A 21,317-nucleotide genomic window follows, 5' to 3' on the forward strand; every position below is an offset into this window, starting at 1 on the left:
CTTTAGGTTTGCAAGGCCCTAGAATTCATCTAGGGCCTTTTTAATGTATTCTCACTTAATTACGGAGTCAGTACGACTTGACCTCTTCCTTCTACGGAAAATTCTATCCGAACGAAGGCTATGAAGAAACAAATCAGCGATCGTTACGAACCTACCAGCGTAGAACCGAAATGGATCTCTCTCTGGGAGAAGGAAAAAAGTTTTGAGCCCAACCTCAAAGCAGGGGAATCTTTTACAATCGTCCTTCCTCCTCCAAACGTGACCGGAAGCCTTCATATTGGTCACGCACTCAATCATACCATCCAAGATATTCTCACCCGTATTGAACGTAAAAAAGGGAAATCCGCTCTTTGGGTTCCGGGCACAGACCATGCTGGGATCGCTACTCAAGTAGTTGTAGAAAGAGAACTCGCCAAAGAAGGCAAAAAGAGAACAGATTTTACTAGAGAGGAATTCGAAAAGAAAGTTTGGGAATGGAAAGAACACTCAGGTGGAATGATCCAAAACCAACAAAAACTTTTAGGAGAATCAGTAGATTGGTCTCGTTCCAGATTTACTATGGACGAAGGATTGTCCAAAGCTGTATTCAAAGTTTTCAAAACACTATATGACGAAGGTTTAATATATAGAGGAGAAAGGATCATCAATTGGTGTCCTAAAACTCTGACTGCTATTTCGGATCTAGAAGTCGAACATAGAGAAGTAAAAGGTAAACTTTATCATCTACGTTATCCCATCGTTGGTCAGGCTGGCAAATATCTGATTGTTGCCACCACAAGACCTGAGACTATGTTTGGAGACGTTGCAGTGGCTGCGCATCCGGACGACGAAAGATATAAATCGTTAAAAGGTGCGGAGTTGGAACTCCCACTTACTGGTAGAAAAATTCCACTATTATTCGATTCCTTCGTAGATAAAGAATTCGGATCCGGTTTAGTTAAGATCACACCTGCTCACGACCCGAACGACTTCGAAGCTGGCCAAAGACTTGGACTCAAGCCATTACTCGTGATGAATCCAAATGCAACTCTGAATGAGAATGCAGGGAAATACGCGGGATTAGAAAGATTCGTAGCTCGTAAAAAAGTAATCGATGATCTGCAAACTTTAGGCCTCGTAGAGAAGATAGAAGAACATACTCATTCTATCGGCCATAACTCCAGAGGTGGAGAAATTATAGAACCGTACTTATCTACTCAATGGTTCTGCAAAATGAAACCTTTGGCTGAACTCGCTATCCAAGCAGTTCAATCCGGAGAAACTGAATTTGTTCCTAAACTTTGGGAGAAAACTTTCTACGAGTGGATGAACAATATTAGAGATTGGTGCATCTCTCGTCAGTTATGGTGGGGACATCGTATCCCTGCATATCATTGTAAAAATTGCAAACATATAGAAGTTTCCGAAACCAAAGTTGATAACTGCCCTAAATGTAATTCCACAGAAGTGGAACAAGACACTGATGTTTTAGATACTTGGTTCTCTTCCCAACTTTGGCCATTCTCCACTTTAGGTTGGCCGGAGAATACAGAAGATCTGAAAAAATTCTATCCTACATCCGTACTAGTAACCGGTTTCGATATTATATTCTTCTGGGTAGCCAGAATGATCATGATGGGTAAGAAGTTTTTAGGTAAGGCTCCTTTCCAAAAAGTTATTATTCACGGATTAGTAAGAGATAAAGAAGGTAAGAAGTTTTCCAAATCCATAGGTAATGTTATCGATCCTTTGGATATGATGAATAAGTACGGAACTGATTCTTTCCGTTTCTTCTTGGCCGCAACTTTACCTGAAGCAAAAGACGTTCTTTTTGACGAAAGCAGGTTAGACGGTTATCGTTCCTTCTGTAATAAGATCTGGAACTCAAGTCGTTTCATCCTGATGAATATGGATGCGGATTGGAAGTTAGAAGATCTGGAATCCAAATACAGTTCCAAATTAGAACCGATGGATAAATGGATCCTCCATAGGTTCAATGAAACTCTTGCTAATTACGAAAAAGCATATTCCAAATTTCTATTTTTCGAAATGGCTTCTCAAATTTATGATTTCGTTTGGGGAGATTTTTGCGATTGGTATATCGAGTTAGTTAAGCCCAGAATTTACGGCAAACTGGGCGAAGAATCCAAAGAAGTCGCAAAACAAGTACTTGCAAGTATTCTAATTAAGGCTTTAGGACTTCTTCATCCTTTTATGCCGTTCTTAACCGAAGAAATTTACGAAGTATTCAGCGATGGGGACTTCTTGATCCAAACTCCTTTCCCAGGCTCCTATAATGTTTCTGCAGAAGACGAAGGTGTTTTGAAAACTATTATTCTACAAGATGTAGTGACCCAAATCCGTGTTCAAAGAGCAGAGAATGGTGTCCCTTTGGATAAAAAATGTAAGGTGATCCTGAAATCTTCAGAGCCTTTAGTTGCTTCTGCAGTAAAAGACTTCGAGTTCTCTATCATACAATTAGCTCGTCTAGAAAGTATAGAAGTGAATGCAAACTATACTGGAGAAAAAACGGACTCAGTTGGTGCGTTCCGTTTCGGAGAAGTGATACTTCCTTTAGCTGGAATGATAGACTTCGAAAAAGAAAGAGCACGCTTAAATAAAGAATTACAGAAATTGATCCAAGAAGAAGAGAAACTCGCTTCTAAATTAGGAAATGAGAATTTCGTTGCAAAAGCGAATCCGGATGTGATCGAAAAAGAAAAAGAAAAACTGAAAAACGTCCGTGAGAAAAAAGAAGTTCTCCAAAAAGGTTTGGAAAAACTAGGTTAATTTTTCGGACTCTATAACCGCGGTAAATATTATGTCTAAGATCCTTTTAATCGGCTCCGGAGGTCGCGAAAGTGCTATTGCTTATAAACTTCGCCAGTCCCCTAAACTCAGCCAATTGTATGTTTTCCCGGGGAACGGAGGCTTTCCTGATTCAGAAGTTTTAGCCCCCAATTCTTTCGATCTAAAGAACAAATCCTCAGTCCAAAGCTTTATTCAAAAAAATGAATATGATTTAGTAGTGGTCGGCCCCGAAGATCCATTAGTTGACGGCATAGTAGATTGGCTGGCAGAGATTGGAGTCCCGGTTTTCGGACCTTCTGCTTATTGCGCTCAGATCGAAGGCTCCAAAGAATTTGCAAAAGCATTGATGATAGAAGCTGGAGTCCCCACCGCTAAGTATGCATCTTTCGAAGATTATGAATCCGCATATTCTTATGTTCAAAAAGAAGGAGCACCTATCGTAATCAAGGCGGATGGTCTTGCTGCAGGTAAGGGTGTAACTGTTTGCACTGAACTCTCTCAGGCTACACAAGCACTAAAAGAGATCTTTTTAGATAATAAATTCGGAAAAAGTGGATCCAAAGTTGTTATAGAAGAGTTCATGGAAGGACAAGAAGCTTCTATCTTTGCGATAAGTGATGGAAATACTTATTTTACTCTTCCAGCAGCCCAGGATCATAAAAGAGCGTATGACGGAGACGAAGGACCAAACACAGGTGGAATGGGTGCCTACTGTCCGGCCCCAATCGTCACGAAAGAAACATTAGAAAAAGTAAATACACTGGTCTTTCAACCTGTATTCGAAATCTTCCGTAAGAAAGGAAATCCTTATAAAGGCCTTCTATATGCCGGATTGATGATAGATGCAAAAGGAAATCCGAGAGTTGTAGAGTTCAATTGTAGATTTGGTGACCCAGAGACACAATGTGTCTTACCCATGTTAGAAGGTGACTTATTGGAAATTTTCCAGGCATCTGCCAAAGGGGCACTCGGAGATGTAAAAATAAGTTTGAGACCAGGAGCATCTACCGTAGTCGTTTTGGCCGCAGAAGGTTACCCCGATTCTTATGAAAAGAATATTCCTCTGAATTTACCGGAAACGAATAGTAAAGATCTTGTAGTTTTTCATGCGGGCACTTCAAAAAAGGATGGAAACTTAATATCGACGGGTGGAAGAATTCTAGGAATCTCTTCCTACGGTAAGGACTTAAAAGAATCTGTGGATAAGGTTTATTCTTATCTCGGCGGTTTCAAAATTTCCAAAACCTTCTTCCGTAAGGACATAGCGAGTAAAGCTCTTTAATTATGCCCTTTCTAGTTTCTGGAAATATCGATTTAGTCGAAAGGTCTAACCTTCGCAAATTAGAAAAACATCTCGGGATCATTCTATCTCCGCATCAATATCCTTTAGAGCAGTATAATTTAATTCGTGCTTCCTTAAAACAAAAACTAGATTCGGATACTCTGATCCGTTCCATGACGCGCAGAGAACTATTATCTTTTATTTATATACTTACTCAATTCGGTGATGTAGTCCAAAAGGAAACTCCTGACGAATATCTAGATGTAGAGAATGTTCCGATAGTAATAGAATGGCAGGCAGGCCATTACATGATCCCATACGAGGTTTTGGATTTTCTGGCACAATCTAGAGTATTCAGAAATCAAAACTATCTATTCGCATTAATACCTGCACTTCCTAGCAAAGAAAAGAAAGCATGGTTAGAATGGATTGGTGCAGGTTACGGCCGGACCTTTCCGAGAGAGATCAATCACGAACTATATTTCCAATGCAGACATCTGCAAAAACCTTTCCAGGGCAAAAGTTTGGTACAAGAGGAGTCCATCAGATTAGAGCAACTTTGGGCTCCAGGCAAAAACGAGACCGTAGATTGGTTTTATAAAGGGATCATGCCTTTTTATTCTTCTATGAAGGAACTACAACGTTCCGAAAGGGATCCATTCCTACTTCATGTTTTGGATCTGATCCGTTCCGGAAAACTTGTCCTAAAACGCCTTCCGGAAGAATTTGGCAGAAAGGAAGAATATCAATTGGTCTCCACGGTGGAAGGAAACACTCCCCAACTCAGAGACACGGTATTTAGCTGGGAAGAAGCCAGAGAAGAAAGAGAAGATTCCCTTTTTCGATAAGAATCTGCCTAATAGGGCGGACTCCTGAAGCCCAAGATTAGATATGTATAGGTAAACTTAGTTTTGTGACGGACTATAGACACTTTCTCCTTTTACAATAAGATCTCGGGTCGCAATCCCGGAAATTTGCAAATTAGATTAATATTATATATTTTATTGGACCGAAATGGAAGTTAAGAACGCCAAGGAACTGAAGCGCCTTTCTAAAGAGCTTCAAGAGAATTTTTTAAATCGATGGAAACTTCTGAACCTGGACAAAGACCAGGATCAACTTAAATCCTTTAATGATCGTATCGCGGAACCTAGTTTTTGGGACAACCCGGACCAAGCAAAATCGATCAGCCAAAAAAAGACAGAATTAGAAAGAAAATTAGACCCTTGGATCAATATCAGAAGGGATATATTAGATTTTCCTGATTTAGTAGAACTAACTTTCGACGAAAAAGGAGAAGAGGGAGTAGACGAACTCAGCTCCGAATACCAAAGATTAAAGACCGAATTCGAAAGATTGGAACTTTTAGGAGCCTTAAACGAGCCGGAAGATATGAAACCTGCATTCTTAAATATCCATCCTGGTGCAGGCGGAACAGAAAGCCAAGACTGGGCAGAAATGCTTTTTAGAATGTATCTGAAATATTTCGATAAAAAAGGATACCAATATAGCGTTGTAGACTTCCAAGAGGGAGACGGTGCCGGGATAAAGAATGCCACCATACACGTGATAGGCGATTTTGCATACGGATTTATGAAATGCGAGAATGGAGTACATCGTTTGGTGAGGATCTCTCCTTTCGACGCGAATAAACGTAGACATACTTCCTTTGTTTCTGTTCACGTTAGTCCAGAGTTGGACGACGATATAGATATCAAAATTGAAGATAAAGATATCAGAGTCGATGTGTATCGCTCTTCAGGCGCAGGTGGACAGCACGTTAACACGACTGACTCTGCGGTTCGTATCACACATATTCCGAGCGGAATCGTAGTCGCTTGCCAGAACGAAAGGTCCCAGATCAAAAACAGAGACACCGCTTTTAAAATGTTAAAAGCAAGACTTTACGAACAGGAACAAGAAAGATTAAAAGACGATCTGGAAAAAAAATCGGGAGAAAAAAAGGACATCGCTTGGGGAAGCCAAATCCGCTCCTATGTATTCCATCCTTATAATATGGTAAAAGACCACCGCACGGATCACGAAACCGGAAACATTCAGGCGGTAATGGACGGAGATATAGAGCCGTTTATCATGGCGTATTTAAAAACTCTTTAATGTTTCTCCTGTACACCTTCTAAGAAGATGGTAACGATCGCGTCGAATGCCATTGTATTCGAGTAAGGGCTTTGGAATAAGTAAGTCGGATTTAATATCCCGTCTACCGCAGCTAATAAAATGTCGATCGTCAGCTCAGGTGTAACGTCTTTTCTAATCTGTCCTGCTTTTTGCCCTTCCCGGAGAAGGTCCGCTAAACTCAATATCCTTTGTTTCCGGAAATCTCTCATGGTAATGAATAAATCCGGGCGTACGGTTTCTATATCCTTTGCAAATGTTTTGGATATTTTAGAACCCAAATCGGAAATAAAGAATAGAATCTCCTTTAGACGATCGATAGGATCCTTAGTCTTATCCTGCAAAACCTTGTCAAATTTTGCCTGGACCTTAGATCTCATAAGTTCAAAAACGGAATCGATGAGCTTATCTTTGGTATCATAATATTTATATAATGTTCTTTTACTTATACCGATATGTTTTGCGATCTGATCCGTATTCGTTTTTGCAAAACCGGAGGATAAAAATAGGAGAAAGGTTCTTTCCAAAATTCTTTCTATCATTTTTCCCCCTTCCCGTTGGAGATCATACCATCCACAAGTTTGATCTGTCTCTTAGCTGATTTAGCAAAATCAGGGTCGTGAGTGACCATGATGACTGTTGTCCCCTCCGTTTTATTGATATCCCTAAAGATATCCATAACGATCTTAGCGTTCACAGAATCCAGGGCGCCAGTAGGCTCATCCGCAAAAAGATATCTCGGCTTCATTACCAAAGCTCTTGCAATAGAAACCCTTTGCATCTGTCCTCCTGAAAGTTTAGAAGGAATATGATCCAATTTATCTCCCAAATCGAATCGTTTCAAAAGACGGATTGCATCCTCTCTTTTCTCTTTGAGTTTTCCCGCTTTTAAGGCAGGCATCAGAACATTCTCTAAAGCGGTAAATTCAGGGAGAAGATAATGAAATTGAAATACGAATCCCATATGAAGATTTCTAAAAGAATGCAGATCTGTTTGAGACAAGGAGCTGATCTTTCTTCCATCTATGCTGATGTTACCTTGGGAAGGATCATCCAGGCTACTGATCAAATATAAAAGAGTACTTTTACCGGAACCGGATTTTCCAGTTAAAGAAACAAACTCGCCCTCTTGGATATCCAAGCTGATATCCTTGATCACTTCCGTCGGAGGCTTTCCGAAACTCTTTTTAACGTTTTCTAATATGATTCCCATTATTCCCCCCGAATAATCTCGATTGGAGAGAGTTTACTCGCCGATCGAGCAGGAAAAATACTCGCAATCAGAGTTGCAATGAACGCGAGTAAAAACGCCTGAAAATAAATAGAAGGTGCAAAAGATACCATCATCATACCTGACTTAGTTTGCATAAGAGGATTGGAAAAAGACACATGTTCCAGTCGTCTGCAAATCAGGTTTCCCAGAAACATTCCTAAAACTCCGCCGGCAACTCCCAATATTAGTCCTTGGATCAGAAATATTTTCAAGATGTCATTCGCTTCATATCCGATTGATCGAAGAATTGCAATTTCCCTTCTTTTCTGTCCGATCACAATGTTTAGAATATTATAAATTCCGAATCCTGCTACGAGAAGAATAGTTCCTACCAAAGCATAACGAATCGCATCCTGCATTTTAAATAAGGAAATAAATGTAGCGTTTACGTCTTCCCAGCTTTGCACTTTTACATCTCCGGATTCGGCCCATTCTCTTGCTTTTAAAGTCGCTTTAGAAACATCCTTAAGACGAACTGCAATATCGCTGATGCGGTTAGGAGTCTGGCCTAAATTTTGGACATCTCCCAAATTTGCAAACGTTGTGGTTTCATCGATTGCCTTGTTTCCCATTTGAAAAGAAGCAGCTATTTTAAAAGGAATCGGTTCCGATTTTCCAGTGCTGACATAAACAGTGTCTGAAACTCTGGCGCCGAGTAATAATCTCAGTCCCTCCCCTATTACAAGTTTGTTCCCGCTTTCTTTGATTTCTAAAAAATCACCTTGGATGATATTCTCTTTGATCCTGGCAACCTTGGATTGAAATTCAGGTTTGACTCCTATGATCCTTCCTGCCTCGGCAATCTTTCCTCTTCTATATATTACTTTTATCTGAAGTTGGGGGGAACTTGCCTCTACATCCGGGTCGGAAGCGACTTTCTTTTGCCACCCTGCCTGATTCTCGATCTGTTCGGTATCCCTTCTTCCTGAAGGAGGAACTGACCAAAAAGGAATTTCCTTTGAACGGAAAAGCACCTGATCCAAATCCTTCTCGCCGATAATTTTTACCTGAGAAGAAATTCTTATATGAGCATCGTTATTCACAAGCTGGTCAATCAGATACTCTCTTAACCCCAACATAATCCCGGAGATGACTATATAAGCGGTTGCGCCTAAGATAATTCCGAGCAAGGTTAAAACGGTTTGTTTTTTTCGAGCAGACATCTGCCTAAGAGCGATAAACAACATCTACTTATCCTCCTGGACAAGCACCTTATCTCCTAACTGTACATCCCCAGAAACAAGTTCGGCATACTCTCCGTTCATTAGTCCGGTCTCGATCTCTTTGATAAGAATTTTACCGTTTTCTAATACTTTAATTTTTCCGGACTTGATACCTTTAATCGGCACCAATATCACGTTTTCCTTACTCGAAGTCTCTATCGCAATATCTGCAGTCATGCCTGGAAGGATCTCAGGCGGAATTCCGATCGGAATGATATGCACTTGGAATTGTCCATCTGCAGGATATACAGACTTCACTTCTCCCTCGAAGTTTTTATCTCCCAATGCTTCAAAACGTATGCGAACTTTTTGTCCCTTTTTGACCCGTACGGCCCCCTTCTCTTCCAAAGAAACAGTCAGATATCTTTTTTTAAGATCCATTACTGTGACCACCGGCGTTTGAGGAACCACAGTTTCCTTGGTCTCATAAGCAACGTTAGTCACAATTCCTGAGAAAGGAGCTCTCATAGTCCCGAAACTATCAAACTCTACGAGAGGAGTTCCTTCTTGGACCTGATCCCCTTCTTCCACATAAATTTTTCGGATGGCAGAAGGAATAGCAACTCTGAGATGATACACCTCCGAAGAACTAACAGTCGCAAGACCATATACAGATTCTATGATGGAACCCTGAATAATCTCGGAAGTGTCCGTGTTGGAATTCCGACTTCTCCAAATAAAAAGAATCAAAAGTAAGGTTGCTGGAAGAATCCACCAAACAAGAAGTTTAGGCCTTTCCTTGAACTGAAGGATCCAACGATCGAATGGAAGAGAAATTTTCATGGCTTTATCCTAATACCACTAGGACGAAACAAGACCAGAAAAGTAAACTATTTTATTGCATTTTAGTTTACACATAAAGATGCCAAATTGTCATTATCAGCTATCTTTGACTTTTTTTAAAAATCGAGTCTTCTTAGAACTAGGTTGTTGAACCGCAGTGTAAGAACTCCAACGGCAGATGAGCGATCAACATTCTAGTTCGATTTATATTTACAATTGAATATGAATTTATAACTATATCGAATCTCGAAATCAGAGGATCTATATGAACAAAACTGTTATAAAAGTTTTATATTGGGCCACCACAGGTCTTATCGCTGTTGGAAATTTGTTCGGAGCCTACGCCTACACAAGCCAGAGCCCGCAAGTTTTAGAAGGACTCGCTCATCTCGGTTATCCTGCATATGTAGCTTTAATTTTAGGACCTGCAAAGGGCTTAAGTGCACTCGCTCTTCTTTATCCTAAATTTCCAAGACTGAAAGAATGGGCTTATGCGGGAATCACCTTTAACGTATTAGGTGCCGGACTATCTCATCTTTTCTCAAAAGATCCGAACTTCGCGACTCCATTCATTTTCTTGGCACTGGTTGCAGTTTCCTACATCACTTGGAGAAAATTAGAAGCTGAGAAAGCGTAAGGGCGGCCCTTTCGCAGCGGCTATAGGGAGCGAGAAAACGACCGCGTATGCGAGTCGGTGGCCAAGGGTTATATAAAACCGCTGCTCGGGTCGCGCTGCTTCGATTTCGCTAACGCTCATCCGGACGCCTTGCGTCCGGACTAAAGATCTGCGCATCGCTGCCGCGGTTACTAAAACAAGAATATAAAGTTCAAGAAAAATTCGAATGTAGGAATTCCAACACGAGCTGCAAAATTCAGTTGCCGGAATTAGAAATTTCTGATATGCGAAGGGCAGGTCTCCCACAAGCCACTCCCCCCAATCCCAACGCAGGGTGGGGGCCATTCTGATTCATGTTGTAGGAGCTCCTACAACATGAATTTACTTGCACAATGATTACTTTCTCCATTTCCCGCGAGGGATCGAGCCGTGGTCAAAAAATTGCGAAGGCAGTTTTTTGACCGGAGGTGAGAGCCCGGCCCGAGCAAAGCGAGCGGCGCGGCCAAAATATTTTTAGTATGAAATAATCGGCTCTCTTCTTCCGAATTGTTTTCCGTATTCTTCCCAAAATTTTCCGTTCGGGTTTCGAGGATTTTTTCTGTCTCTGAATTCCGGCTTTAATCCTAATAGAAAATACATTGCTGTTTTTTCTTTGTTCTTCACCGGAAGTTTTCCGCGGGATTTAAATTGGAAGTATTCATCGGTTAGATCCACGATGGATTGAGTTACGTTTACTTTGCCGGGTTCACTATTGGATTCCATTCGGCTCGCGAGATTGACTGTGTCTCCCCAAACATCGTAGGAAAATTTTCGTGCGCCGATCACTCCTGCGACCAGGGGGCCCGAGTGGATTCCTATTCTTGCCTTCCAGTTAGGGCCTTTTTTCAATTTGGATAATTCTTCTAAACGTTCCAACATTTCTAATGCAGCAAGCAAACTGTCAACTGCATGAGAAGATCGATAAGAAGGAACGCCGGCTACACACATATATGCATCTCCGATCGTTTTCAATTTTTCTAATCTATGAGTTTCGGTTACCGAATCGAAATGTCTAAAACAAAAATCTAATTCTTTTACAAGATCGTTAGGGGTAAGTTTTTCCGCGATAGAAGTGAATCCGTAAAAATCCGTGAATAACACGGTGGCTTGGGTGATTAGCCTTGGTTCGGAACTTCCCGTTTTTTTGAGTTCTTCCGCTGTTTCTCTGGGAAGTATATTCAATAGAAGTAATTCTGTTTTTGCTTTTTCTTCTTTGAGAGAACGGTCGGCCTCCCAGGCAGCCTGTGCCAATTCTTTTCCGATAAAGGAAAACCATGCTACCACAAGGATCAAACTGGTAAAATAAAAGTAACTTCCGTATTTGGGATCCAAACTAAGTATTGGATCGAAAAAATAAGGAATAATATGTACGGAAACGAACAACAGAGCAAGCGCAGTTTCCATCATATAAATGTATTTCTTTTCTTCTGGGGGGAAGATATAAAATGGAAATGCAAAACTTGCAAGAATGTATAGATCCAATCCTGCTTCCTGAGGTAAGATCCTTGAGATCATCAAAAGTTGCATTGTCCCCACAAATGCCAACAGTAATCTTGCTGCCTTATGAGAACGTATAAAATTCAGGAAGAGCACGAATGCATATCCGAATATATTTACTGTCCAAAGCAGATATAACCAGATCGGGAATAATAATCCAAAACTAGTAAAGATAATATAATACACTAATGTAAATAGTGCGGTGATCAATACTACCGCGTTAGTGGCTACTATATATCTTGCTCCGGGCGCGTCTTCCACTCCAATCGATAATAGTCTTTTCCAAATCCTTTCCGGGATCCGGCAATATTCGAACCAGGTTTTAAAAACGCTCATAGGCGACTATTTCGCCGAAATTTTCGGATATTGAAAATACTTATTTATCCAATGGTAATAGATATTTCGTCTGTTTTTCTATAATCGGTTCGTAAATCTCCATGGAAGGTTGATGGTCTAAATCGCATCCTCTTTGTTTACATGCCTCGAATAACACCGGATATACTTTAAAAATTCCGAGAAAGATTGAGATAAAACTTCTGAGGGGAAAATCTACAGTTAAGTATTTTTTTCTTTCGATTGTTTTAGATGTCAATTGGATAGAAAGTCCGACAGGGATCTCTGTGACAGGTTCCGAAAACAAGGCCCCTACTTCGCATCTTAATTTTTCTTCCGGAATTTTATTCGGATCATCCTTATAGATCGCAAAAAGTTTATAATTTTTAACTCCCTTCTCAGGAAATTCTTTCTGGATAGCTTCGAAAGTTTCTCCTACTTTTCTATAATTCCCCACCCTATCATGTGATAGGATATAGAACGGTCCTAAAGTTTCTTCTTTTACTTGGACCGTATCGAATGCACCCAAATAATAAAAATACCCGATCCCCGAAACGATTAAGACAAGAAGTACGCCTAAGAAAATTTTCAATTTCATTATAAACTCCGGAAGGGAAGTCTAAACGAAATATGATAACGATTGCAAGAAAGATTTTGACTGAATTTGAATCTGTATCGGATCGATTTAAGCGATTAGGAGTAGAATTTATCGGACGCTAGGTTCGAAAAGACCGTATTTCTCTTTTACTTTTTTGATCTGCACTTCCATATCCTTCCAAAGTGTTTCTTTTTGAGGATGGAAAGTGGCATATACACCTTGTCGGATCAGATCCACAATCTCATCCAAGGAGAAGTCCAAAAATCTCCAAAGTTTAAAATATTCATAAGTCAAATTGACATTAAATATTTCAGGGTCATCCGTATTGATACAAAGCGGAAGGCCTTGGTCATAATAATAACGAACAGGATGGTTCTGTTCTTTACGCACATATTTTCCGGTAAACACGTTAGACGTAACACAAATCTCTATCGGGATCTTATTTTCTCTTAGATAATTTACCAGTTCAGGATCTTGGATGGCAGAAGTCCCGTGACCGATACGCTCCGCCTTACAAAGTTCTACAGCTTCCCAAATCGCCCAAGGACCGTCGTCTTCTCCGGAGTGAGCAACTGTTCTCAGTCCTGCTTCTTTAGCTTTTTTGAATACTTCTGCGTAATCTCTGGCAGGTCCCATGAGCTCAGCTCCACCTAAACCGATACCGATTACTTCCTTATGTTTGAGCTTCAGCACCCTATTCAAGTTGTTCATCGCATTTTCAGGACCGAAAGATCTAGAAACGTCCACAAGAAGTCGGATCTCAATGCCATCCTTCTCCTTTTCTTCTCTAATACCTTCCACAAGTTGGCTTACCATTTCGTCGAAGTCCAGACCGTTTTGGATAAACTTAGAAGGCGCAAAGAATACTTCGGTGTATAAAATTCTGTTTGCCCTCATATACTCCGCGAGGCTTCCCACGAAATGATAAAGGTCAGCAGGCTCTTTCACCAAACTTTGGATAAAGAAGAATACTTGAATAAAACCGTTTAGATCTTTGAAATTAAACTTAGCTTCGAACTCTTCGTCGCTGAGTTGGATCCCGTTTTTAGCCATGAGTTTTTTCATGGTATCCTTATTGACGCAAGCTTCCAAGTGAAGATGGATCTCCGTCTTGGGCAATTCTCGGATCAGGTTGATAACATCCTGGTCTTGTAATTTTTTGGAGGAAAGGTCCGCAGGTTCCAAAAACGCGGAAGCTGTTCTTTGCCCGGAATCGTAAGCGTCCGTGTCTCCTAAAAGCCAACGAGGCGGATCTGAAATTTCCAAATCCAAAAGTCGGATCCTTTCGTTCAGAAGATTATTGATCTGTTTATCGAAAGAAATTTGAAGAGAAGAAGAATAAGGTCTATCTGCGGGGAGTCTGCTTTTCAGACGGTTCAATTCGGAGACATCCCGGTCTAAGATCCGGATTCTTTCCAAAATTTCTGAGAAGGTCACGCCCACGGGAGCAGGGTAAGTAAAACCCCGTCGGATTTCAATTCGGAAAAAGATTCCGAAGGTTTTCCCCTTATCTTTTCTGAAAATCTTCCGATCCTAAAAGAAGCGCCGGAGGATTTTGTCTCATGATCACAGCAAGAAAAACGTTTTTACCTTTCGCACTCCCCTCGATTTCCGAAAAGGCAATCGAAGAAGTAGCGGCAGTACTTCGCTCCGGCTGGATCACCTCAGGACCAAAAGTAAAAGAATTCGAAGAAGAATTTGCCAAATATACCGGAGCAGATTTTGCTCTGGCCATGAATTCGGCAACAGCCGGGCTGCATCTCGCATTGGAATCCATAGGACTTTGTTCCGAGGACGCAGTGCTTGTTCCTACAGTAACATTTACCGCGACCGCTGAGACAGTCTGCTATTTTGGCGCCGAACCAATCCTGACTGACGTGGACCCAATCTTCAACCTGATGACTGAGGCTACCTTAAGGGAAACCATCCAAAGAGAATGTGTATTTTCCAAAGGGAATCTGGTTCATAAAAAAACCGGAAAGACGGTACGTGCAGTAATGCCGGTGCATCTTGCAGGTGCAGTCTGCGATATGGATTCCATCAATTCACTCGCAAAAGAATATCATCTTTATGTAATTGAAGATTCTGCCCATGCCTTCCCCGCAGTTCATAAGGGAGAAAGGATCGGGACTCACGGTGATTTTACGGTATTCAGTTTTTATGCAACTAAAGGAATCACCACCGGAGAAGGTGGAATGGTCACCACTCGTCATGCTCACTTTGCAGAAAGAATGAAACTGATGAGACTTCATGGAATCAACAGGGAAACTTACGGACGTCCCGGTTGGTACTACGAAGTGGTTTCTCCAGGTTATAAATATAATATGAGTGATATCGCTGCCGCCCTAGGGATTGTGCAGCTTGCAGAGGCGGAGGACCTTTGGAGAAGAAGGATCCAAATCGCTGAAATCTACCGCTCTGAATTTGCAGACTTGCCTTTTTTACATCTACCTCTTCCAGCGATTGACGGAGAACATTCTTGGCATCTATTCAGAGTCGAAGTAGATACTGTTCCAGGAAAGATAAACAGAGACATTCTTTGTTCTGAATTACAAAAAAGAAATATAGGTTCCAGCCTACATTTTATTCCTTTATACGAACATCCATTCTACCAAAGATTCGGATACGAAAGAAAAAATTATCCTAATTCAGACGCGATGTATAAAAGAACTCTTTCTCTTCCTCTATTCGCTGGGATGACAGATGGAGACATCGAAGATGTTGTTACTGCGGTGAAAGATATTTTTACAAATCTGTAAGAGTAGAATTTACGTTAGAACCGCCGGAATCAAGGTCTGGGTAGAGAATCGAATGATCTATTTAGAGTTGAGCGACGGTAGAATTTTAGGCTTCCCCGCTGATAGATTCAAATTATTAAAAGCTGCCTCGGATTCACAACTCCAAGAAGTTAAATTAGAATTAAAAGGCCATGCACTTCGTTGGGAAAACTTGGACGAAGATCTAACCGTCCAAGGAATTTTAGAAGGGAAATTTCAACTTCCCTTAGAACCTTCTACTTAAAGAAAATATAAAATAAGAACACCTTCACAAAAAGGACGAGAAAACCGTCTTCCAAGTCGGAAGCTTCTTCTGCTTTTTCGAAAGAAGAAAGCGCGATGATCCATTCCTCCACTTCTTCCGCGATATCGGAATCGTCAAAGGCAGAAAGATCTATCTTTTTATAACCCGCTTTCGGGATCTCAACTCCACATACCAAACAAAGATCTGAAATAATATCCAAAGACTCTTCTCGGACCAGTTCGGAAAATTCTCCCATTTCTTTGGTTTCTATTAAAACCGATTGTCCGAGCTCCAACACATCTTCCATTACGGATTCGGAACCTTCTTCATCCGCTAAATCTCTCCAAGAACGTAATGCTTCCAGAAGAAGGTCCGCAAGTTCCAAAACTTTTTCGGACGCTTCTTTCTTGTCTTCTTCCGACAAATTCTCAGGAAGGCCCTGTAACCAGGACGTTTGGACTGCTTGGATAGCCCCTTCTCCGCTACTTAAATATCGTAGGAGTAAATAGACGAGGGCCCAAACATTCTCCTTATGTTTTTTTTCGGAGTAAAAGTTTTGGATAGATTTGAATTCTTTCAGGGCGAATGCCATAACTTCTCCTAAATTTTGCCGGGAAGGAGCTTAGACAAGCAGAATGTAAAGAATATCATTTTGCATTTTGTCCGAGGATCTGGAATACTGAGTCTATGCACCGTTTTCTTTTAGGACTGATCCAATTAAATAGCGGACCGGATATAGATCTGAATCTGCAAAAATGCGAGAACTTTATTCGTGAGGCTGCTTCGGAAGGTGCAAAACTTATCGGTCTTCCCGAAAATTTTCCTTTTTTAGGATCCGAAAAAGAGAAATTAGAACGAGCAAATGAGATCGCCACTAAAACCGTAAACCTTCTTTCTGATATTTCAAAAAAACTGAATATAACTATTCTTGCCGGCGGATTTCCGAATCCTGCTCCGAACGGAAAAGTTTTTAATACCTCCATCATCTTCGGGCCGGACGGAAAAGAAAAATTCGAATATCATAAGATCCATTTATTCGATACCGATCCTGGAGACGGGATAGAATACAGAGAATCCAGAACTGTGGAGTCCGGCCAAATCGTCCCGGAAACATACAAAAGCCCGGAGCTTGGAAATATTTCCTCGGTGATCTGTTACGATTTGCGCTTTCCTGAATTGTTCCGAGAGATCATAAAGAAAGATACAGAAATGATCTTTGTTCCTTCTGCTTTCACCAAGATCACAGGACAGGCTCATTGGGAAATTCTACTGAGAGCAAGGGCAATCGAAAACCAATGTTTTATATTTGCACCGGCCCAAACCGGAACTCATCTAAAAGGAAGAGAAACTTACGGACATTCTTTAGTGGTAGATCCCTGGGGGAACATTCTCGGAGACGCAGAAGAAGGAGAAAAAGTTCTATTAACAGAAATAGATCTGGAAGAAGTGCAGAAGGTCCGTAAAAAAATACCCGCACTAAAACATCGACGTATTCATGAATAATGCTGTGCCTCCAGATATTTCCGGAGGCGACTCAAACAATTTTAAAGAATAGATTCGATTTTATTTGAGAGAACTCATTCTGTCCAATGAGGATACAATCCCAAACGATCGATCACTTCTCCATCGTGAGCAGGAATAACTTCTAAATTCGGATATACTTTTAAAAGAGAATGTACTCTATAGATTTCCTTTCCGACTAATTCCTGGTCTCTGTCTACGATAGATCTCAATAGCCTGGTCCTATGTGAAGGAATTTCAAAACCTTCTTTTGCCCAGGTTATATCCCCAGTAAAAAAGAATCTTTTTCCAGAAGGTAGATTCAAAAACATCCCTATATCTCCTGCAGTATGTCCTTCCATAGGAACAAATACAACTGACCCATCTCCGAACCAATCCAGGCTCTTGGAATAGTTCTCATAAGGTTTAGAAGAAAACCCAAGATTCTTCCATATTATATTTTCTGAATCTAATTGTTTCGGTAAGTATCCTTTCTGAACTCCAAACTCTTGTAGATGTCTTCTGCCTTCTTCCGTGGACCAAATCCTTGCCTTAGGAAAATCTTCTACTCCGCCCGCATGGTCCCAATGTAAATGAGAAAGAACGATATCTCCTATCTTGTCCGAGTCAATCCCGTTCGCTTTTAATTGAGAAACCAATGGATTCGGATTTTGATAAGCAACCATAGGTTTTACATAAAATCTATGGTCCTTGTATTGTTCCTGGATCTGGGTCCCGAGCCCCGAATCGAATAAAAAAGTTCCTTTGGGATGTTCAACAAAAACAACACTATGATAGATCTGTTTTCTGTGAAATAAAGGTCCGCCTTCGAATATGAATGCGGAAGAGGCCTTCTTCTCCCCTGTTTTAAAGATCGTAAATTTGAGTTTGGATAATCCGGAAGGATTTTCCAATCTGGGGTCCTTGGATAATTTTTCCAATTCAGGGATTTCTGAAACTGCTAATTTAGGAATTCCTAATGCAGTACAAAATACTAAAAGTAAAACGGCGAGTATCGCCGAAAATGTGATTTTAAGTTTCATAATTATTTCTCCGAAACGAGAAGTTTTGCCGTTTTAGAAGCGGAGCGTATCGCGTTCGTATTTCGGCTAGTCCTGGAAATCAGAATGGCTCCTTCCAATAAGGAAAGGATACTTACTGCGAGTTCAGAAGATCTGTTCTCCTCGAATCCGTTCTTCCGGAAAAACGAATCCAATATGGAGATCCAATCTTGAAAAACCGCAGAGCAGGTTGAGTTCACTAAGGAAGGTTCCGAGGCTGTCTCGGAAGCCGTGGTCATAATTGGGCAACCCTTGGAAAAATCGGAAGACACGAGCCTATATTCTAAGGCTGAAAATATCCTTTGGATTCCTGAAGGAACCGATTTGGCAGAATCCAAAACCGCCTTCAATTCCTTGGCCAATTCGTTGCCGGATACCAGAAGAGCTAAAGAAGCCAATTCTTCCTTTCCACCAGGAAAATGGAAATAGATAGATCCTTTGGGGGCCTTTGCATCTTCTACGATATCGTTTAACCCAGTTCCCGCATATCCCCCGATTTCCAAACGTTCCGCCATGGCGCGGACCATCTTTTCCTTAGCGATTTCTCCCTTCTGACCCATAGGATCTTTAGATCAGATAAAAATAGACCGGTCAACATATTTTTAGAAAAAAAAGCAAATCTTAAACCAAGGGCCTAAAATGGATTTCGGCTCGGGTCCTTCTATTTTTTAACGAATAAAGATTTTTAGGATTTGCCTTCTAGAATTCCGGCCATCTGCTCACGGACTTCTACGATCAATTCTTCTTTGAGCTTTTGTCTGATAGCACTAATCTTCTCTTCGAATTTCAGTTTTTCGCCCATTTGGTGATATTGGATATCTCCCAACTCTCGGAAAACATCGGTTAGCATGTTTCCTTTAAATCCTAAAAAGAAAGCCAGTCTTCGATACCAAGGAAATGTATGGGCAAGGCAGCTATACCCTACGTTCCTAAAATCTTCCGCAGCGGATTCATCGGAGAGTAAAGGAAGAAGTTTGTCCTTATTTTTGAAAAGCATCAACAGGAAGCTCAGGCTGGTCATATTATTAAATGCGAATCTTTCGGACAATTCTCGGAGCATATTTTTGATCAAAACCTTGTCCCAAGGGCAAATGAACAACTCCGGACCTTCCTGGCTGTAATATATACAGCTCAATAAACTAGAATCATGTTGTACGGATTTAATAACTTCCGAATCAAACGGGACGTCCCTTCCGATTGATAAAGACATATAACGTGCCATAGCGCCTTTTCCGCTCAGCACCACTTTTTTGAGCCCGTTCTCCACACTCTTTTCCCTGGCTCCTTTCAAAAACATATCACTTTCCAGAGATTTTTGAGTGATCACTCTGGATAAACGGAAGAAGTCGGAGTAAGCTCCTTTGTTTCCCGAAAGTTGGGTCAGTTTTGCAAACTCTTCCGAGTAAATTGATTTTCGGATCAATAATGGATCGTCGTTCAGTAGACCGGATTCGTCGGAAAGAATGGTTTCTCGAATTGAGATCAATTGTTCCGCTAATTTAGGATTTTCTGTAACTAATTTAGGGATCACTCTCTTTTCGTATAATTCGGATACCTGCGTGAATAATGTATCAGCATCCTGATCCGGAACATGAATATAACCGCAGGTAGAAGTCCTGGTCAGGATCCCCTCTTCCTGGATAAAGGAATGGATCAGCTTATAATAATCATCTATCAAATCCTTATGCATTATGTTTTTATGATATATTTTCCCTAATAATTCTTTGGCTTTGTCCGCGTAAACGTATTTAAAATGAGGAGTATTTCCATCCGCTAAAGAATACAACACTTCGTTCAAAACGATCTCTCTATCGTTTTGCGAGGTGATCTCGAAATTTCGGATCGTTCCAGCGGATTTTCGAGCGATCTGGAAAAATATATCCCTTACTGTCTCAGGACTTCCTTTTTTGGAAGATTTAGCTCCTAATACATGAAGAAGTATCTCCAACTCACCCGTGTTCTTTTTTGCATAGATCCTCGGAACTACTAATAATAGACCTTTAGAGATCAGTTCGCTGATCTCCTCCACGAACTTGTAATCCAATTCAGTGGCAGCAGGATATGCCGGGAGCTTGCCGGAGTTTAAACCTTCGCTATTCGTAGACTCTCCAGCGAGTAACAAAAGCCTTTCCATATCAGGACTGAAATAAGGCCTTTCATCATTAGGGTATGAGTCTTTGGATTTGATCTGTAAATATATAGGTCTAAAAGATGCGAATTTTCCAAACTCAGTCGTTGGTTGGTTTTGTCGATCAGGTGTTATCATTGTTTCCATTTGAACATCCCGAAAAGAAATCAATAAATTTCTTCCTAAAGTAGGAAGACGATGAGAACGTAGAAATTATTCGGAATTTTAAGATAATATAATAAATTAAAAAATTATTTATGTTAAGTAAAATTTTATAAACGTTCCAAAATTAGTTCATAGTCATTATTTTATTTATAAAATATGTCTTATTATATTTTTCGAATAGATAGAGTATACTTACCGAAATGGAAACTATAAAGATCGTTCGTTTTAAAATCCTTCTGCGAGTTTTGACTTTATCCCCGATGTTGGAATTCCTACAAAATTGTAGCAGGAATATGCTTGCTATACATCCATTCGGTTCCAAGATCTCCGCATGATACAACATCCTTGGCACGAGGCCAGTCCCGGCCCAAATCCTCCTCACGAAGTTCATGCACTTGTGGAAATTCCTTCCGGAAGTAAGGCCAAGTTCGAAGTAGATAAGGACTCCGGGCTAATCAAGCTAGATCGTGTACTTTTTGCTTCCGCTCACTATCCTGCTCATTACGGTTTTATTCCCCAAACCTTGGGAGATGATAAGGATCCTTTGGATATCCTAGTACTTTGCTCGGAAGAAGTTCCCCCACTTTGTTTGGTACCTGCCAGAGTGGTCGGGGTCATGAGAATGATTGATAGAGGAGAAGGTGACGAAAAGATCCTGGCTGTCGCTTCAGGAGATAGAAGTTTTGACGGCGTAGAACATGTCTCTCAACTTCCGAATTCTTTTAGAGCAGAGTTGACCCACTTCTTCTCCGTTTATAAACAATTAGAAAAAAAAGAAGTCAGGGTAGAAGAACCAGAAGGCCCAGAGGTAGCAAAAGAGCTAATCCTCAGAGCATTAGATTTTTATAAACAGAAGTTCCCTAAAAAGTGAG

Annotated in this window: 20 protein-coding genes; 9 read left to right on the forward strand and 11 right to left on the reverse strand. The window is 40.8% G+C overall.

Annotation, left to right across the window (positions count from 1 at the left end):
* The first annotated feature begins 120 nt into the window (after nucleotides 1-120).
* The 4 genes from CH365_RS08215 (at nucleotide 121) to prfB (ending at nucleotide 6,190) form a co-directional block, all read left to right on the forward strand.
* On the forward strand, nucleotides 121-2,769 hold the full coding sequence (locus CH365_RS08215; protein ID WP_100768095.1) for a valine--tRNA ligase: 2,649 nt from the start codon (nucleotides 121-123) through the stop codon (nucleotides 2,767-2,769).
* A 31-nt stretch (nucleotides 2,770-2,800) separates the two neighbouring features.
* The gene (gene purD / locus CH365_RS08220) at nucleotides 2,801-4,072 is read left to right on the forward strand and encodes a phosphoribosylamine--glycine ligase (protein WP_100768096.1); all 1,272 of its coding nucleotides are present in this window, start codon (nucleotides 2,801-2,803) and stop codon (nucleotides 4,070-4,072) included.
* A gap of 2 nt (nucleotides 4,073-4,074) precedes the next feature.
* Entirely contained in the window at nucleotides 4,075-4,920 is an 846-nt protein-coding gene (locus CH365_RS08225) for a hypothetical protein (RefSeq protein WP_100768097.1), read from the forward strand.
* 166 nt (nucleotides 4,921-5,086) lie between these two features.
* Nucleotides 5,087-6,190 (forward strand): peptide chain release factor 2, encoded by a 1,104-nt coding sequence (gene prfB, locus CH365_RS08230; protein ID WP_100768098.1) that lies wholly within the window; start codon nucleotides 5,087-5,089, stop codon nucleotides 6,188-6,190.
* Here prfB and CH365_RS08235 read toward each other — a convergent pair.
* Genes CH365_RS08235 through CH365_RS08250 form a run of 4 tightly spaced genes read right to left on the reverse strand, consistent with a single transcriptional unit; the run spans nucleotide 6,187 to nucleotide 9,487 of the window.
* Nucleotides 6,187-6,750: a TetR/AcrR family transcriptional regulator gene (locus CH365_RS08235; RefSeq protein WP_100768099.1), complete on the reverse strand. Its 564-nt coding sequence runs from the start codon at nucleotides 6,748-6,750 to the stop codon at nucleotides 6,187-6,189. The two genes, prfB and CH365_RS08235, sit on opposite strands and share 4 nt — an antisense overlap.
* Nucleotides 6,747-7,421: an ABC transporter ATP-binding protein gene (locus CH365_RS08240; RefSeq protein ID WP_100768100.1), complete on the reverse strand. Its 675-nt coding sequence runs from the start codon at nucleotides 7,419-7,421 to the stop codon at nucleotides 6,747-6,749. Before CH365_RS08240 ends, CH365_RS08235 begins: the two co-directional genes overlap by 4 nt.
* Complete coding sequence (locus CH365_RS08245; RefSeq protein WP_100768101.1) at nucleotides 7,421-8,668, reverse strand: ABC transporter permease; 1,248 nt, start codon at nucleotides 8,666-8,668, stop codon at nucleotides 7,421-7,423. Before CH365_RS08245 ends, CH365_RS08240 begins: the two co-directional genes overlap by 1 nt.
* Nucleotides 8,669-9,487, reverse strand: coding sequence for an efflux RND transporter periplasmic adaptor subunit (locus CH365_RS08250; RefSeq protein ID WP_100768102.1), 819 nt, complete (start codon nucleotides 9,485-9,487; stop codon nucleotides 8,669-8,671).
* A 265-nt stretch (nucleotides 9,488-9,752) separates the two neighbouring features.
* On the opposite strand from CH365_RS08250, the gene CH365_RS08255 reads away from it, so the two are divergent.
* Nucleotides 9,753-10,124, forward strand: a complete 372-nt coding sequence (locus CH365_RS08255; RefSeq protein ID WP_100768103.1) for a DoxX family protein — start codon at nucleotides 9,753-9,755, stop codon at nucleotides 10,122-10,124.
* Between the two features lie 492 nt (nucleotides 10,125-10,616).
* Here CH365_RS08255 and CH365_RS08265 read toward each other — a convergent pair whose 3' ends face one another.
* From CH365_RS08265 to add, 3 genes are all read right to left on the reverse strand, one after another.
* Nucleotides 10,617-11,975: an adenylate/guanylate cyclase domain-containing protein gene (locus CH365_RS08265; RefSeq protein ID WP_100768105.1), complete on the reverse strand. Its 1,359-nt coding sequence runs from the start codon at nucleotides 11,973-11,975 to the stop codon at nucleotides 10,617-10,619.
* A gap of 40 nt (nucleotides 11,976-12,015) precedes the next feature.
* Entirely contained in the window at nucleotides 12,016-12,564 is a 549-nt protein-coding gene (locus CH365_RS08270) for a GyrI-like domain-containing protein (RefSeq protein ID WP_165782589.1), read from the reverse strand.
* A 114-nt stretch (nucleotides 12,565-12,678) separates the two neighbouring features.
* Nucleotides 12,679-14,013 (reverse strand): adenosine deaminase, encoded by a 1,335-nt coding sequence (gene add, locus CH365_RS08275; protein WP_100768107.1) that lies wholly within the window; start codon nucleotides 14,011-14,013, stop codon nucleotides 12,679-12,681.
* 119 nt (nucleotides 14,014-14,132) lie between these two features.
* On the opposite strand from add, the gene CH365_RS08280 reads away from it, so the two are divergent.
* Both CH365_RS08280 and CH365_RS08285 read left to right on the forward strand, forming a co-directional pair.
* Nucleotides 14,133-15,329 carry a DegT/DnrJ/EryC1/StrS family aminotransferase gene (locus CH365_RS08280; RefSeq protein ID WP_100768108.1) on the forward strand — a complete coding sequence of 399 codons (1,197 nt, stop codon included), beginning with the start codon at nucleotides 14,133-14,135 and terminating at the stop codon, nucleotides 15,327-15,329.
* A gap of 28 nt (nucleotides 15,330-15,357) precedes the next feature.
* Nucleotides 15,358-15,591, forward strand: coding sequence for a DUF2442 domain-containing protein (locus CH365_RS08285; RefSeq protein WP_279627751.1), 234 nt, complete (start codon nucleotides 15,358-15,360; stop codon nucleotides 15,589-15,591).
* On the opposite strand, the gene CH365_RS08290 is transcribed toward CH365_RS08285, so the two are convergent.
* Nucleotides 15,584-16,183: a hypothetical protein gene (locus tag CH365_RS08290; protein ID WP_100768110.1), complete on the reverse strand. Its 600-nt coding sequence runs from the start codon at nucleotides 16,181-16,183 to the stop codon at nucleotides 15,584-15,586. The genes CH365_RS08285 and CH365_RS08290 overlap by 8 nt on opposite strands.
* A gap of 95 nt (nucleotides 16,184-16,278) precedes the next feature.
* On the opposite strand from CH365_RS08290, the gene CH365_RS08295 reads away from it, so the two are divergent.
* Nucleotides 16,279-17,094, forward strand: coding sequence for a carbon-nitrogen hydrolase family protein (locus tag CH365_RS08295; protein ID WP_100768111.1), 816 nt, complete (start codon nucleotides 16,279-16,281; stop codon nucleotides 17,092-17,094).
* Nucleotides 17,095-17,168: 74 nt separating this feature from the next.
* Here CH365_RS08295 and CH365_RS08300 read toward each other — a convergent pair whose 3' ends face one another.
* The 3 genes from CH365_RS08300 to CH365_RS08310 form a co-directional block, all read right to left on the reverse strand.
* Complete coding sequence (locus tag CH365_RS08300) at nucleotides 17,169-18,134, reverse strand: MBL fold metallo-hydrolase (protein WP_100768112.1); 966 nt, start codon at nucleotides 18,132-18,134, stop codon at nucleotides 17,169-17,171.
* A gap of 2 nt (nucleotides 18,135-18,136) precedes the next feature.
* A complete protein-coding gene (locus tag CH365_RS08305) occupies nucleotides 18,137-18,667 on the reverse strand; it encodes a TetR/AcrR family transcriptional regulator (protein ID WP_244283049.1) in 531 nt (176 codons plus the stop codon).
* A gap of 170 nt (nucleotides 18,668-18,837) precedes the next feature.
* Complete coding sequence (locus tag CH365_RS08310; protein WP_208861178.1) at nucleotides 18,838-20,427, reverse strand: exonuclease; 1,590 nt, start codon at nucleotides 20,425-20,427, stop codon at nucleotides 18,838-18,840.
* 352 nt (nucleotides 20,428-20,779) lie between these two features.
* On the opposite strand from CH365_RS08310, the gene CH365_RS08315 reads away from it, so the two are divergent.
* Nucleotides 20,780-21,316 (forward strand): inorganic diphosphatase, encoded by a 537-nt coding sequence (locus CH365_RS08315; RefSeq protein WP_208861188.1) that lies wholly within the window; start codon nucleotides 20,780-20,782, stop codon nucleotides 21,314-21,316.
* Nucleotide 21,317: the final 1 nt, after the last annotated feature.

The sequence above is a fragment of the Leptospira neocaledonica genome, assembly GCF_002812205.1.
In the GTDB taxonomy this organism is placed as follows: Bacteria; Spirochaetota; Leptospiria; order Leptospirales; family Leptospiraceae; genus Leptospira_B; species Leptospira_B neocaledonica.